This is a genomic window from Tepidibacter sp. Z1-5, from assembly GCF_037844525.1.
Taxonomy (GTDB): Bacteria; Bacillota; Clostridia; order Peptostreptococcales; family Peptostreptococcaceae; genus Tepidibacter_A.
The window spans coordinates 12,892-28,707 of the sequence record NZ_JBBMMD010000045.1; the positions used below are offsets into that span (position 1 = coordinate 12,892).

Below are 15,816 nucleotides of genomic sequence, written 5' to 3' on the forward strand. Positions count from 1 at the left end.
CCTTAGCATCTAAATAATGCTAAGGGTTAATTTACTATCTAATATTGAATTTTGATATTTGGGTATTTAACTTTAACGAAAGCTCATTAAGATTTTGTGCACTTTTTGCAACCTCTTCAACAGCCATAGTCTGTTGTTGAACAGACGCTGTTACTTCTTCAGAACACGCTGCAGTTTCTTCTGATACTGCAGATATATTTTCTATTGAGTCTACAATAGAATCTTTATCATTCATTATATCATTTATATGTTCACTCACAGCTTCAATACTACTAGTAATAGCCACTATAGAATGTGATATTTCATTAAATGCATTATTTACATCCTCAACAGATTGAGTTTGATTAAAAGATACATCTTTCACTTCTTTCATAATGTCAACTGTATTAGCACTCTCTTGTTGAATAGCATATACAATTTCCTTTATCTCATTAGTCGCTTTGCCTGAGCCTTCTGCAAGCTTTCTTATTTCATCAGCTACAACTGCAAAGCCCTTTCCAGCCTCACCAGCACGAGCAGCTTCAATAGATGCATTAAGAGCCAATAAATTGGTTTGCTCAGCTATAGAATTTATAGTTGATAATATTGCCTCTATGTTGTTAGATTTATTACTAAGTTGATTTATAGCATATTCTATTTTTGATATAGAATCATTATTTAAATTATTACTTTCCTTCAATTCACTTACTGATTTTATTCCAAGTTCATTTACACTAGATATTTGATTCGTAGTTTCCAACATATTGTTACTATTACCATTTAATTCTATGAATTTTTCATTAAGTCTCGTTATAATTCTAACTCCCTCTTCAGCATCCTGAGCTTGATTCGTAGCTCCAGTAGCTATTTCCTCAACAGTTCTTCCTATTTCTTCAGCAGATGCACTAGTTTCTTCTGATACAGCTGCTAAATTAGTAGATGCATCAGAAACCTCTCTAGAAACTTCACTCGCATCAACTAAAAGACTCTTAACATTTTCTATCATATCATTGAAATTCTCAGCTAATATGCCCATTTCATCTCCAGATTTAACATTAGTTTTAACTGTAAAATCTCCATTTTTAACTTTTTGCATATCTTCAACTATAACCTTTATAGGATTAGTTATTTTATTTGTAAATAAATATCCTATTATAGATGCAATTATTAAAGTAATTATACCAATCATTGCAATAAATTTAATTATATTATTAACTTTTTTATCCGCTTCATCCATGTATGTAGACGAAAGTACAGTCCATCCTAAATCAGGCATTTTTGTTAATACAGAAAACTTAGAATATATTTTCCCATTTTCTTCCCAATCATAGTATGCTACATCAGAATCATTATTTAAAGCATCTTGAATTTCTTTAACTGGTATTTTAGTTCCTATAAGGTCTTGATTTTTGTGTATTATAAAGTTAGCATCTGAATCTAGTATATACGGATATCCTTTTTCACCTATTTTTATAGAACTTATCTCATCATTCAATTCTTTTATAGGTAAATCAACACCAATAACTCCTACAAATTCATTGTTAAGATTATATACAGGAGCAGAATACGTAACTACAAATCCTCCAACAATAACATCTTCGTATACATTCGTTATATTATCAGATTGTTTTTCTTTTACATCTTTATACCAGTCTCTTTCTCTAGGGTCATAACCTTCTGACAACTCTGTATTTGGATAAATCATCATCTTACCTTCTTCAGTTCCCATATAAATACTTAACGCTTCAGGGTTACTTTCCTTATATGATTTTAACAAATTAACCAAATAAGGTTCATGGCTTGGATTATCAACTATATCCCTAAAATTAATGTTTTGCCCTAATAGTTTAATACCTCTTGAAAATTTAGAAAAATAATTTTCAATTGAATATTCTATTTGATTATTCAATAATTTAGTGCTATTTACGAAATCTTCCTTAATTATTTTAGAAGTTTTTACATTTGTAGAAATACCTAAAATCAACATAGGTGCTATTATAAGTACTAAAATAAGAGATATCAATTTTGCCTTTATTCCAACGTTCTTCTTCATAAGTCCTCCCTTGCCTATTTAAAATTTTTTTTAATAAAACCTTATTTGACAATTCAAAATAATTATTTATTTGTAAAAATTTTATCATTCTAAGAGTTTAATTGTCAATTTGTTTTCTTTTCCAAAAAATTAGAAAATTTTAGTATCCTTTACTTAAATTTACTATATTCATTAATTCTTCATTATTTTTAAATCTTTTCAAATTCTCATAGATTACTTCAAACCTTCTATTGTTTCTGTTTTCTGATATCCAGCAATTGTGAGGAGTTAATATAACATTGTCTAAATTCCAAAGAGTACTTTCTTTAGGTAAAGGCTCTTGTTCAAATACATCTAATGCCACACCTAAAAATTTACCTTGTTTTATTTTGTCTATTAAATCCAATTCATTGATTATACTTCCTCTTGCTATGTTTATAAGAACACATTTATCCTTCATCTTATCTATAACTTTTGCATCTATCAAGTGATGAGTTTTTTTTGTATATGGTATAGATACTACAATAACGTCACATTTTGATAAAAATTTATCCATATAATCAATAGAAAAGCACTTATCAAAATGTTCTACATCTCTTCCATTTGTATTAAGACCATATACATTTACTCCAAATCCCTGAAGTCTTTTAGCTCCTTCAATAGCTATTGTTCCAGTTCCTATAAAACCTACATTTTTGTTATATAATTCTAATAAATCAGTATTAATCTTCCAAATTTTATTTTCTTTATTTTCATAAAAATTCCAACTTTTTTTATATATTTCAAGTATTTTGAGTATTATCCACTCTCCAATAGGTATACTATATCCTCCTTTATTATTAGATAATATTATATTGTTTCTTTTTATGTAATCAATAGGCGCTTGATCTATTCCGATGCTTGATAACTGAATTAATTTTAGTTTTTTAAATTGTTCCATATCAATTTTTTCAAAAGGATTGTAACAAACAAGAACATCTATATCATTTATGTTTTCATTGTTACAAACTTCTTTTTCATTCATATATACAATTTCATACCCCAATTCCTTAATCTTATTCATTTTTTCTTTTCCATAATTGTAAGTAAATAGCACTTTCATTCTAATCATCTCCTTTAAACATAAAACGAAACTTAATTCAAATATAGTTCCTATTCCAATTGAATTTTTAGCTTTGGAATAAATTTTTTTTAAATAAAAACTTTTTTATTTTTAAAAAATTAGGTACCCAATTTTTAATTTTTCATCGTATATTACTATATGTATACAAAAAATGTCGGATTTTATCTTTGACATCTTAGGGAGGTACTTATGCTTAAGTCAAAAAACAAAAAACATATTATTTTATTAATAACTTTTATACTAATTATATCGTCAGTATCTATTGTTTTTTTTACAAAGTCTGATATCGATATGACATTCAAAAAAATATTACTAATATATGCCATGTTCCTTATAGGCCTTAACGTATTATTATTTTCTATACTAAAAAACTCTTTTAAAAACAAAGAAATTATAAAAGAATCTATTGATGATTTAGATTATACTGATCCAAAGATTAAGTCCATCAATAAAAAAGGCAGCAAGTTAAGTTCAAGCGCAAATATATTGACTCAATCAAACAAAAATATAAATTCTCTTTATACTAAAATAAAGGAACTATCTAAATTTAATAATAATATAAAGACTTATTCTAAAGAGAATTCTATAAAAGTTAATAAACTCCTTGAGTCAGATTATGCAATAAAACAATCTGTTAATGCTATTGATGCAAAAACAAAGGAAATAACTTCTATGATAATTCAGCTTGGAGATATTATAAACGACTTAGATTCCTCAATTGATCATTTAAACAATCTTGTTTATGATATATCTATTGAGAATGATTCTAATAAAAAAGGCAATGATTTCAATAATAAATTAAAAGAAGTTAGAGATGTATCTAATAATATAAAAATTTCTTCAAAGGAGCTTACAAATCTTATATACAAAGTTAAATACGAGGTTTATAATTTATCCACAGTAAACCAAACTGCTGTAAATGTACTCGATCAAAAGGATAATATAAATGAAGAGTATCTTGGATGCTTTGATAATATACTAGGGGAGGTGTCAAATATAATGGCTAATTTATTAGATCTTTATAAAATTGCAGATACTAACCTTGATATAAGAAATACTTTATTGAAAAAATCTAATCTTATACCTAACACATAAGTGAAATTCACAAATCTTATTATTCACATAAAATTTAAAAATTAATGAACTTACACAAGAATAAGCCTCAAATTAAATTTTAAGATCAATTTGAGGCTTATTTTTTTATTAATTCACAGCTTTTAATTCACTTGAATATATATTATGATTTTTAATCATTTTTTTAAATTTCAAGTATATATTTCTGTCAAATTTATGTATATCTTTATCCATGATTTCTATAGCATTTTGTTTTTTTAAGACTTTACCCCCAAATGTGTTCATCATTAAATTATCATATGTATCTACTATTCTTAATATTTTAGATTGTATAGGTATTTCATCACCTTTAAGGTTATATGGATATCCTGTCCCATCAAAATTCTCATGATGATGCGATATACCCTTTACTATGTATATATCCATTTTTTTCTCAATAGCTGTACTTGTAGACAATAAAACATGCATTTTTATATATATTTTTTCTCTTTCTGTAAGAACGCCTTTTTTATTTAATATTTTAATATCCAAATATTTTTTTCCTACATCATGGTTTAATCCCGTTATGTAAATATACTCAATTTCTTTTTTAGATAATCCAACAACTTTCCCAAGTTCTTTAGCCAATAAAGCTACCCGGTATCCATGATTTAAAATTTCATCTTCTCTATTTACCATATTTATAATTGGTCATCTTGTATTTATAAACATCCAATGACCGTCTTCACCTACCCTTAAATAGTTAATATACATTTTTATATTTTAAATTTATCTATTTGATCATTAAGTTTTAAAGAAAGTTCATTAAGTTTTTCTGCATTTCTTGCTACTTCTTCAACTGCCATTGATTGTTGCTGAACAGATGCTGTAACTTGCTCTGATGCTGCTGCTGTTTCTTGTGATACTGCTGATATATTTTCTATATAGTCTACAATCACATCTTTATCATTTGTTATGTTGTATATATATTCATTAACTTCTTCTATGTTAGTCGATATATTACATATTGAATTTGATATCTTTTCAAATGCATTATTTACATCTTCAACTGATTTTGTCTGATTTAAAGATACCGCTTTTACTTCTCTCATAATATCAACAGTATTTTTATTTTCTTCTTGAATAGCATCTACTATTCCCTTTATTTCATTACTTGCATTACCTGAACCTTCTGCAAGTTTTCTTATTTCATCTGCTACTACTGCAAATCCTCTTCCTGCTTCTCCTGCACGCGCTGCCTCAATCGATGCATTAAGGGCTAATAGGTTAGTCTGCTCTGATATAGATTTTATTGTATCTAATATCCCTTCTATATAACTAGATTTCTGACTTAATTGATTTATTGCTCTTTCTATTTTATCAATAGAATTTTTATTTAAATTTGTTTTTTCTTTTAATTCATTTACAACAGATAATCCTAATGTATTTATTTCCATTATCTCATTTGTATTTTTGAACATATTTTGACTGTTGTTTAATAAATCATTAAACTTAACATCTAAATTACAAGCTATTTTAGCTCCTTTTTCAGCATCTTCTGCTTGATTATTAGCACCATTTGCTATTTCCTCAACAGTTCTTGCTATTTCTTCAGCCGATGCACTAGTTTCTTCTGATGTAGCAGCTAGATTCGTTGCAGAATAAGTTACTTCTTCACTTACCTCTTTAGCATCTAACAAAAGGCATTTCACATTTTCAACCATAATATTGAAATTATTTGCTAATACTCCAATCTCATCATTAGATTTAACATTAGTTTTTACTGTAAAGTCTCCATCTTTTACTTTATCTATATCTTTAACTATTGTTTGTATTGGTTTTGTAATTCTATTTGTAAAACCAATTCCTATTATACATGCAATTATAAGCGACATTATTGTTGTCAAAACAGTATTAAACAATATTGGATTGGTTTCTTTTTTTATTTCATCAATTTTAATTGCAGAAAGTACAGTCCAATTCATTTCAGGTATTCTTGTGTATACACAAAACTTACTGCTTGTACTTCCATCCTTTTCTTCCCATTTATAATCTACAATCCCATCCTTACTTTCATCTAAAATTTTGTTTATTTCTGAAACCGTAACTTTTTGTCCTATATATTTAATATCTTTATGTGTAACGTACTTCTTATTAGAATCTATAATACAAGAATATCCTTCTTTGCCTACTTTTATAGAGCTTATTTTATTTGATAATTCATCTAATGGTATCGTTACTCCTACTACTCCAATAAATTTACTTTTGTCTACATCTTCATAAACAGGAGCTGAACAAGTAATTTGTAGCTTACCACTAGCTTTGCCTATGTATGGTTCAGTCCAAACCACAGTTTGTTTTTGTTCTGCTTTTTGGTACCATTCTCTTATTCTAGGATCAAAATCACTACCCAAATCTGATTCAGGGTACATAATCATTTTTCCATCTATAGTTCCTATATATATCTGAGATGCATCATTATTGTTTTCCATATAATTTTTAAATATGTCAACTAAAAAAACTTCAAATTCTGGATGATTAATAATCTGTTTAAGATTTATATTATCACTAATCATACCGATACTTTGTTCATATCCTTCAAAATAAGTTTGAATAGAGCTTTTTATTTCTATGTTTAATTCTTCCGTAGAATGTCTAAACTGTTTATCCATACCATCATAAGCTCTTTGATACGATATAGTTCCTACAAGGGCTAGCGGTATTATTATTAATGATAACATAAGTGCTATTAATTTTATTCTAATACTTATTTTCATAAAACATTTCCTTCTTTCTACTTTATATTTTTAAAAATAAAAATGGTCCATAATTAGAGACTTACAAAAGTCTCTAATTATGGACCATCCAAATTGCAAATTTATTATTTGATTTAAATAGTTACTCCACTAAATATATTTTATTTTTTAACACAAATCTTCTTAAAAATAGCTTATATGAAATATATCTACTTTTACTTTATAGGTTAGAAGAAAAACATATCTTTGTATAAATAATACTATCATATTATTTATTTTTTTGTCAAATATATAATCAGTTAAATTTTACTGTTTTTATTATTTAATATTAAATAATATTCTCTCATATTTTTCTTTTGGATATATCTCTATTTTTTCTAATACTATTTTTCTATTAATAAGACTTCCTATTTGATTTTCAATTTGACATTTTGTTCTCATATATATATTTTTTCTCACTGTCTCTATAGTTGTAAATCCACAACCTGATGATAATAAACTTTCTTCAATAACAGTTAAATTATCTTTTAATAGTATTTCTATTTCTTTTCCTTTTATAAGAACTTGAATAACCTTTGCTCCTTTACCTGTAACCTTTTTGAGATATTTTGAATATATATTTCTAATTTCAAGTTCCAATTCATTTTTCTTATCATCTTTTAAAATAAATTCATTATCAATTACTAGTAGATTTTTATCATTTTCTAATTTCTCAATAACTATATCATTTAAACTTTTTAATAAAGCCTTTATATCTATAGGTTTTATTAAATATTTTTCTATTTTTAAATCTACAGTATCCAAAATAGTTTTTGAATCTGATAAAGCCGAAGTTATAATACAAGGGCATTTAGAACCATCATTTCTAATTTTTTTCATCATTTCAATACCACTCATATCTGGCATTACTAAGTCAGTTATTATTATATCTGGTTTTTGCTCAGTAAATTTTTTAATTCCATCGTTACCATTTTCAGCTAATATAACTTTCCCTACTCTTCTTTTTAAAAATTTCTCAACTTGATTTCTTGTAATAGGCTCGTCCTCTACATACAAAACTTTTACATTCTTTAATATACTTAAACTTTCCATATTTAAACCTCCTCAACAACTAACGGAAAATTTAACAATACTCCTTTTTCCAAGTCATCACCTATTAATCCAATTGTACCGTTCATTCTTTGCTCAATTATATTATTTATATTAGATAGATTTTCTAGATTTAATTTTATTGTTTTATATTTTTCTTTATCATATATTAATTTTATTTTTAAATTAATATAATTCTCATCTGAATCTATTTCCACATTTACCATTCTATTATTAATATCAAACGATTTTTTACAAAATTCAATAACGTTACAAAAAACATGATATATACATTGTGAAAATTCGTTAGGTGAACTGTATACATTAATTTTTTCATTCATCTTTATATTTATTTTTATATTATCTTTTTTTATTTTTTCCTCCATTATTTCAAGTGTTAATTCTATACATTTTTTTACTTGAAAGTATTCATTTTGATCTGAACACTCAAAGAAAGACTGAAATTTATCTATTTTTTTAGATAAGTTTTTCATTATTTCCCACATTTCATTGTAATAATCTTCCAAACCCACGCAATATTTACATTCCTCTTTTAGTTCATCTATTAAATTCAAAATACAAAAATTCAAGCTATTAAGAGGTTGTCTCCATACATGCGATAGATTCGATATAATATCTGACATGCTTATTATTTTGTCATTATAATTTTTAACTACGTATTGTTTCTTTAAACTTTGAATTTTTCTTAAATGTTGTGTTACGTTTTTAATTACAACAAACATTTTTTTTATTTCTTCATCTTCAACGAAAGGATATACTGAAATTTCAAAACAAATTTCATTCTTTTCTAAATCTATTTCATTAAACGATATAATATCACTTCCATTATTGGTACGTCTTATATAAAATTTTAAACCTTCTTTGATTTTATTATTATATATGTTTAAAGCTATTTTATAATATAACTTGGCAGAATTCTGTTCATATAAGTCTAAAATATTTTTCCCTATTATTTCATTAGGACTAATCTTTAAATACTCACTGAACATAGTATTTATATTTTTTATATAAAATTCAATATTATTACCCTCTTTTACTACTTCAATCTCTGCTGTTAATTCTACTGGCTCCCCTGTATTATATATAATACTGTCCATTTTATGAGGTATACAACCAACATCTAATGACTTCAGACCTAATTCCAAAAAAAAACCTCCTTATCGTATATCATTATCTTTAATTTATTTTATAATTAAATTTTTTTCCCAAACCTAATCTTATATCAATTTATTACTATATCATAAAATGCATTATTATGTTAGATTATAAATAAAAATAGCTAATTTAAATATTAAATAAAATTATAATTTAAATAAGCTATTTTTTATTCACTTCTTCTTTTTATTTATAATAAAATACTTATTTGCTTTGTTATAAAACATACTACCACTGCTATCACAGTTGGAATAATAACTGATATTACTGTCCACTTGTAACTTCCACTTTCTTTTTTTATAGTTATTAATGTTGTTGCACAAGGAAAGTGAAGCAGTGAAAATAACATAACATTAAGTGCAGTAATAAATGTCCATCCGTTTTGTATAAATAAATTTTTCATACTATTTAGAGTATCTAGTTCAAGCATAGCCCCCTTTGACATGTACGACATTATCAATATAGGTATAACTATTTCATTAGCTGGAAGTCCTAGTATAAATGCCATTAATATAAATCCATCAAGACCTATCAACTGTCCAAATGGATCTAACAATCGTGCCATATGAGTTAATATACTTACATCCCCTATAATTGTATTGGCAAGTATCCATATTACAATACCAGCAGGTGCCGCTACTGCAATTGCTCTTAATAATACGAATATCGTTCTATCTATTATAGATGTATATATTACTCTAAGAAATTGAGGTCTTCTATAAGGTGGTAATTCCAATGTAAATGAAGATGGAACCCCCTTAAGTAGAGTTTTACTAAGTCCCCAAGATACTATTAATGTCATTATTATTCCAACAAGCACCAATCCAGCTATAAAAAATGATGCGACTAAGCTTTTGTACATACTTGCAAAATATCCCCCTACAAATATAGATGCTATGGCTATTAAAGTTGGAAATCTTCCATTACATGGTACAAAGTTGTTTGTAATCATCGCTATAAGTCTTTCTCTCGGAGATTCTATTATTCTACACGCTATAATTCCAGCTGCATTACATCCAAATCCCATGCTCATTGTAAGTGATTGTTTTCCATGTGCTCCTACTTTTTTGAATAATCTATCTAAGTTAAATGCAATTCTAGGTAAATATCCCAAATCCTCAAGAAGAGTAAAACATGGAAAAAATATTGCCATAGGAGGAAGCATAACAGCTACAACCCACGCTACAGTTCTATACATACCAAGAACTAACATCCCATGTATCCATTTAGGTGCATTAAGTGATATAAATAAGTCTGTCAATCTTTCTTCTACCCCAAATAAGAAATTAGATATAACAGCAGATGGATAATTAGCTCCCACTATAGTCACCCAAAATACCAATCCCAATAAAATGAACATTATAGGATATCCAGTAATTTTAGATGTCAGTACATCATCTATTTTTTTATCTATATCTATTTTTGATTGATCTTTCTTAACTATTTTATCAGATAACTCTTTTGCATTTTCGTATATATTAAAAACCATCTCATCCCTTACCTTCTGTTTTTCTTCTTCACTGTATTCATTTATTAATATATACAATTTTTGTATATCCTGCATAATTTAATTCACCTCTTTTTTTTCATATATATACCTAGATATAGAATCAATTATAGAGGCATCTCCTTCTAATATCCTAAGAGCAACCCATCTCAAATCGATTTCATTGCCCAATATATCATCTAATTTTGGAATCAAATTTTCTATTTTTTCTTCTATAAAGTCTGAGTACTTTATTCTTTTTGGAGTATACTTTTCTTTATCAAGACTTATATTGTATACTTTATCAATAAGTTCATTTAATCCCTCTTTTTTTCTTGCACATGTTCCAATAACAGGTATTCCTAATTCTTTTCCTAATTTTTCAATATCTATATATATACCCTTTCTCTTTGCCTCATCTAGTAAATTCAAACATAGAACTACTTTATCTGTAATCTCCATAACTTGATATAGCAGATTTAGATTTCTTTCAAAGCATGTAGCATCAGCAACTACTATAGTGGCATAAGGTTTTCCAAAACATATAAAATCTCTAGCTACTTCTTCTTCAACGGAATTAGCTAAAAGCGAGTAAGTTCCAGGTAGATCAACCAGTGTAAATTTTCTATCTTTATAAATATAATCTCCACTTGCATTAGCCACCGTCTTTCCAGGCCAATTACCAGTGTGTTGTTTAAGTCCAGTTAATGCATTAAACACTGTACTTTTTCCTACATTAGGATTACCTGCAAGTGCTATAACAAGAGATTCTTTTGAATCTATTTTTATATTAAAATCATCTATTTTATTTCTACATTCACACTTATTGCAATTATCGCAGTTACATACCATGTGAATCTCTCCTTTACTTTTCAATAGTTTTTACTAATATATTAACCGTTTCCTCTTTCCTCAAAGCTATAAGTGCTCCCTTTATTTTATAAAGTTTAGGCTCACCTAGAGGGCTTTTTCTTATAACCTCTATAAACGTACCGGGTACTATACCTAAATCTAACATCCGTCTTCTAGCTATTCCTTGATTTAACAAACCTATAACTATACATTTTTTACCTACATCTAGGTCTTTAATAGTTGTTTTCACTTTGCACCTCCTTAGCCATGGCTAACTTTTTTATACATAATATAATATGAATGAATATAAATTAAGTTACACAAATTCGTCTAGTTGCTACGCACCGACTCATGTATACAACAAAATAGCCGCCCATTTAAATGGACGGCTATAAATCTAGCACACTTTCGATTTCTAAATTCCTTATTTTTTTTGCTATATCTTTATTTTCCTCTAAAACAAGTATTAATTTTTCTATAGATTTTATAGTTTCTATACTAAAATAATGTTCCATAGCCTCAGCTTCTTGGTTAATATCACATTTGGCACCTATAATAGTTATAAACTCTTTTAATAAAGAATTTCTGTCAACCAAAAACTTCCCTTTTCTATTGCCTTTGTCTAGCAGTTTTATTTTTTCATATGGTTTATATCTTATATATCCAAGCTCATCCAATTTTTTGAGACCTTTAACAACAGATGGCATCGAGAAATTTAAGCACTCAGCTATATCTTTCACTCTAATTTCTTCATTATATAAAGAAAGCCTATACACTTCCTCTAAATAATCCTCAAGACTCGGAGACAACATAAGGAAACTCCTTTCTATGTATATAAATAAATCCTTAATTAAATAATATTATTTAATTAAGGATTTATGATTAAAATATTAAAGCTCCTACAATTCCAAATATAACAAGAGGAATATTGTAATGTAAAAAAGTAGGAACACAAGTATCCCAAATGTGATTGTGCTGATTATCTGCATTAAGGCCAGAAGTTGGTCCAAGTGTGCTATCAGAAGCTGGAGAACCTGCATCCCCAAGAGCTGCTGCCGTTCCTATAAGTGCTATAGTAGCCATAGGACTAAATCCTATAGAAGCTGCCAAAGGCACATATATAGCTGCTATTATAGGTATAGTTCCAAACGAGGTTCCTATTCCCATAGTTATTATAAGTCCTAATAAAATCATAATCGTTGCGGCTATTAACTTACTAGAGCCCATAAGAGTAGATCCTGATTGAACTAAAGTTTCAACACCTCCAGTAGCTCTAATAACAGCTCCATAACCTGATGCTACTAACATAACAAATGCTATAAATCCCATAGTACTTATACCACCACTTACGATTTCATCTACATCACCCCATTTTATAGCTCTAAATGATACCATTATAATTATACCAAGCAAAGCTCCTAAAGGAAGTGATCCTAATGTCAACTGTACTGTTAAAGCTGATAATGCAGCCACCATCGAAATATAGTGTTTTTTATTCATATTTTCATCCAAAGTGCATGCTACTTCATCTATACATATATCTTCATATATATATTCTCTATCTTTTCTATAAGTTATAAATATAGCTACCAATAGCCCTATAATCATTCCTATTCCTGGTAAAACCATAGCCTTCCATACCATATCAGTATGTATATTCATCCCATTAGCATTCATCTGATCCCTTATAATATTATGGAATATAAGTCCAAAACCAGCTGGTATACACATATAAGGCATTTGAAGCCCAAATGTCAGTGAACAAGCAACAGCTCTTCTATCTATTTTAAGTTTATTCATAACTCCTAATAATGGTGGAATCAATATAGGTATAAATGCAATATGAACCGGTATAAGATTTTGAGAAAAAATACTTATAACCGCAATTAAAATAACTAGTACAACAGATTTTCCCTTTATTAATTTAACTATTTTTCTAGCCAATATATCTGCAAGTCCTGTTTTATGAATAGCAACCGCTAAAGCTCCTAATAAAATATAGCTAAGAGCTGTTTCTGTATTATCTCCCATTCCCTTTATAAATGTACTCATAATTTCATTAATAGAAATTCCCGATAATATCCCTGCACTAATAGCAGATATTATTAAAGATAAAATAACATTAAGTCTCATAAGGCATAACGCCGTCATCAATATAACAGATATTACAACTGGATTCATTAGCATAATTAAATCTCCTCCTATAACTTTTTTATCACTTCATTACTTTATCACTTTATTTAAATAAAGTAAAGAGTAAAAATTTCTAATTTTAAAATTTTAATTAGAAATTTTTACTCTTATGAACTGTTCTCTAACCTCATCACTATATAAAAGAGGCTCAACAACTTTATATATATCTAATGATATATTACTTTTTCCTGTATTTTTTCTTACTTTTTTACTTTCATATTTTATATTATATTTTATTTTTTCACCTTTATCATTTAAATCAAACTTTATATATTCTTTGTTTATACGAGATATTACAATACTATCCTTTGGCAAAAACTTTTGTGAAATATTTAATATATTATCTATATTTAGATTATTATTTTTGTTAAATACTATTGTTATACAATCCACTATTTTATTATCCATATTTAAATTATATTTAACGCTAAATATATTATAATTCCAATTATCTAATTTTTTATCTTTAATTGTGTATAATAAATAGTCTCTGCCTTGTTCAAATAATACACTATTTTTATATTTCAATTCATAATAAAGTTTAACGCTTATATCCTTTTCTCCTATACCATTTCCATTTAAACTAATTTCCCTAAATTTGATTAAATTTTTGTTTATATATTCAAATAATATATTTTTATAATTTATCAATTCTTTTTTATATTTTTTTAAATATATTGATATATGTTTTTTATATTCTTTATCGAAAATTATAAACCCCTCCTCTCTCATAGTATATATTAAATTATATAATAAATTTCAAAATTGTTTTAGTTATTTTTTTAACAATTTATGCGGTATTTCAGAGCTTTTTTTACATTTTATACTTTTCTCAAAATTCTGTATTAACTTTATTTTTATAATATTTTAACTTTTAAAAACACAAGAACATGTGTATCTTATATTAAATACATCGTTTTCCTTGTTGGTATTTAGCCATTTAGTCACCAAACTTTATCTTTTTACAAAATACTTATTTTTTTAGTAGACTTAAATATAAAAATAATATATAATTTAATTTGTTCACGGTACATTTGATAATTATATAACTATGTCATCTATATAATGATAGTTATATAAAGCTTATGCACTAATTTCTATTTATTTTAAAATTATTATATTGTGAAAGGAAGATTTTTAAATGGCAAAAATACTTTTAGGAATTATGATTGCGTCTGGATTACCATTTGCTTTCATGCTTGTTCAATCTTACATGAAGAGAAAAGCAGAAGGCAGACTTGAAAAAGAAAGTTTTATTAAAATGGGTTTAATAGGAGCTTTAGCAAACTTCTTTGATACTTTAGGTCTTAGTAGTTTCGCTATAGAAACATCTTTATTTAAGAACTTTAATTTAGTTAGTGATGAAAAATTACCTGGAACACTAAATGTTGGTGCAACAATCCCAACCTTAGTACAGGCTTGTATATTTATAGCAGCTGTTGAAGTTGAACCTTTAACTTTATTCTCTATGATAGCTGCAGCACTTGCAGGTGCAGTTGTAGGAGCTGGACTTATATCTAAACTTCCTAAGAAAACTATACAACTTGCAATGGGAATAGCTTTATTCTCTATGGCAGTAATATTACTTGCTGGTCAATTAAACCTTTTCCCAGTTGGTGGAAATGCTATGGGTCTTCATGGAACTAAGCTTATAATAGCTATAGTTGGTAACTTCTTATTTGGAGCTTTAAACACTCTAGGTATAGGACTTTTTGCTCCATGTATGACTATGGTTTACATGTTAGGTATGTCTCCAATAGCAGCATTCCCTATAATGATGGGTTCTTGTGCACTTTTATTACCTTTTGCTGGTATGAAGTTCATAAAAGAAGACTCTCACTCTGCTCAAGGTTCTATGGCAGTTAATGTTATGGGTCCAATCGGAGTTTTAATAGCTGCATATTTAGTTAAGTCTATGAATGTTTACCTATTAAAATGGTTATTAATATTCGTTGTTGTATATACAACATTCATGATGTTCAAATCATATAAAGAATCAATAGCTAAGGAAAATAAAAGCGTAGCTTAATATAACAAAAAAAACAGATAGATTAAGAATCTATCTATTTTTTTGTTT

14 protein-coding genes are annotated in these 15,816 nt (G+C 27.0%); 2 read left to right on the plus strand and 12 right to left on the minus strand.

Annotated elements, in window-relative coordinates; genetic code table 11:
* Positions 1-34 precede the first annotated feature (34 nt).
* Both WJW32_RS10740 and WJW32_RS10745 read right to left on the minus strand, forming a co-directional pair.
* Positions 35-2,032, minus strand: a complete 1,998-nt coding sequence (locus tag WJW32_RS10740) for a methyl-accepting chemotaxis protein (protein WP_340258144.1) — start codon at positions 2,030-2,032, stop codon at positions 35-37.
* 139 nt (positions 2,033-2,171) lie between these two features.
* Positions 2,172-3,113, minus strand: coding sequence for a phosphoglycerate dehydrogenase (locus WJW32_RS10745; protein WP_340258146.1), 942 nt, complete (start codon positions 3,111-3,113; stop codon positions 2,172-2,174).
* 210 nt (positions 3,114-3,323) lie between these two features.
* Here WJW32_RS10745 and WJW32_RS10750 point away from each other — a divergent pair, with 210 nt between their 5' ends.
* Positions 3,324-4,229, plus strand: coding sequence for a hypothetical protein (locus tag WJW32_RS10750; protein WP_340258148.1), 906 nt, complete (start codon positions 3,324-3,326; stop codon positions 4,227-4,229).
* A gap of 108 nt (positions 4,230-4,337) precedes the next feature.
* Here the strand turns inward: WJW32_RS10750 and WJW32_RS10755 are convergent, their stop codons facing one another.
* From WJW32_RS10755 to WJW32_RS10800, 10 genes are all read right to left on the minus strand, one after another.
* Positions 4,338-4,886, minus strand: a complete 549-nt coding sequence (locus tag WJW32_RS10755) for an HD-GYP domain-containing protein (RefSeq protein WP_340258150.1) — start codon at positions 4,884-4,886, stop codon at positions 4,338-4,340.
* A gap of 77 nt (positions 4,887-4,963) precedes the next feature.
* On the minus strand, positions 4,964-6,964 hold the full coding sequence (locus tag WJW32_RS10760; RefSeq protein ID WP_340258152.1) for a methyl-accepting chemotaxis protein: 2,001 nt from the start codon (positions 6,962-6,964) through the stop codon (positions 4,964-4,966).
* Between the two features lie 297 nt (positions 6,965-7,261).
* Positions 7,262-8,035, minus strand: a complete 774-nt coding sequence (locus WJW32_RS10765) for a Na-translocating system protein MpsC family protein (RefSeq protein WP_340258154.1) — start codon at positions 8,033-8,035, stop codon at positions 7,262-7,264.
* A 2-nt stretch (positions 8,036-8,037) separates the two neighbouring features.
* Positions 8,038-9,198, minus strand: coding sequence for a hypothetical protein (locus tag WJW32_RS10770; RefSeq protein WP_340258156.1), 1,161 nt, complete (start codon positions 9,196-9,198; stop codon positions 8,038-8,040).
* A 200-nt stretch (positions 9,199-9,398) separates the two neighbouring features.
* Positions 9,399-10,772: a nucleoside recognition domain-containing protein gene (locus tag WJW32_RS10775; RefSeq protein WP_340258158.1), complete on the minus strand. Its 1,374-nt coding sequence runs from the start codon at positions 10,770-10,772 to the stop codon at positions 9,399-9,401.
* 3 nt (positions 10,773-10,775) lie between these two features.
* Positions 10,776-11,546 carry a FeoB small GTPase domain-containing protein gene (locus WJW32_RS10780; protein ID WP_340258160.1) on the minus strand — a complete coding sequence of 257 codons (771 nt, stop codon included), beginning with the start codon at positions 11,544-11,546 and terminating at the stop codon, positions 10,776-10,778.
* Positions 11,547-11,559: 13 nt separating this feature from the next.
* Positions 11,560-11,796 carry a FeoA family protein gene (locus WJW32_RS10785; RefSeq protein WP_340258162.1) on the minus strand — a complete coding sequence of 79 codons (237 nt, stop codon included), beginning with the start codon at positions 11,794-11,796 and terminating at the stop codon, positions 11,560-11,562.
* Between the two features lie 139 nt (positions 11,797-11,935).
* Positions 11,936-12,358 (minus strand): metal-dependent transcriptional regulator, encoded by a 423-nt coding sequence (locus WJW32_RS10790; protein WP_340258164.1) that lies wholly within the window; start codon positions 12,356-12,358, stop codon positions 11,936-11,938.
* 70 nt (positions 12,359-12,428) lie between these two features.
* Positions 12,429-13,733: a Na+/H+ antiporter family protein gene (locus WJW32_RS10795; RefSeq protein ID WP_340258166.1), complete on the minus strand. Its 1,305-nt coding sequence runs from the start codon at positions 13,731-13,733 to the stop codon at positions 12,429-12,431.
* A gap of 93 nt (positions 13,734-13,826) precedes the next feature.
* Entirely contained in the window at positions 13,827-14,390 is a 564-nt protein-coding gene (locus tag WJW32_RS10800) for a hypothetical protein (RefSeq protein WP_340258168.1), read from the minus strand.
* 490 nt (positions 14,391-14,880) lie between these two features.
* On the opposite strand from WJW32_RS10800, the gene WJW32_RS10805 reads away from it, so the two are divergent.
* A complete protein-coding gene (locus WJW32_RS10805; protein WP_340258170.1) occupies positions 14,881-15,768 on the plus strand; it encodes a permease in 888 nt (295 codons plus the stop codon).
* Positions 15,769-15,816: the final 48 nt, after the last annotated feature.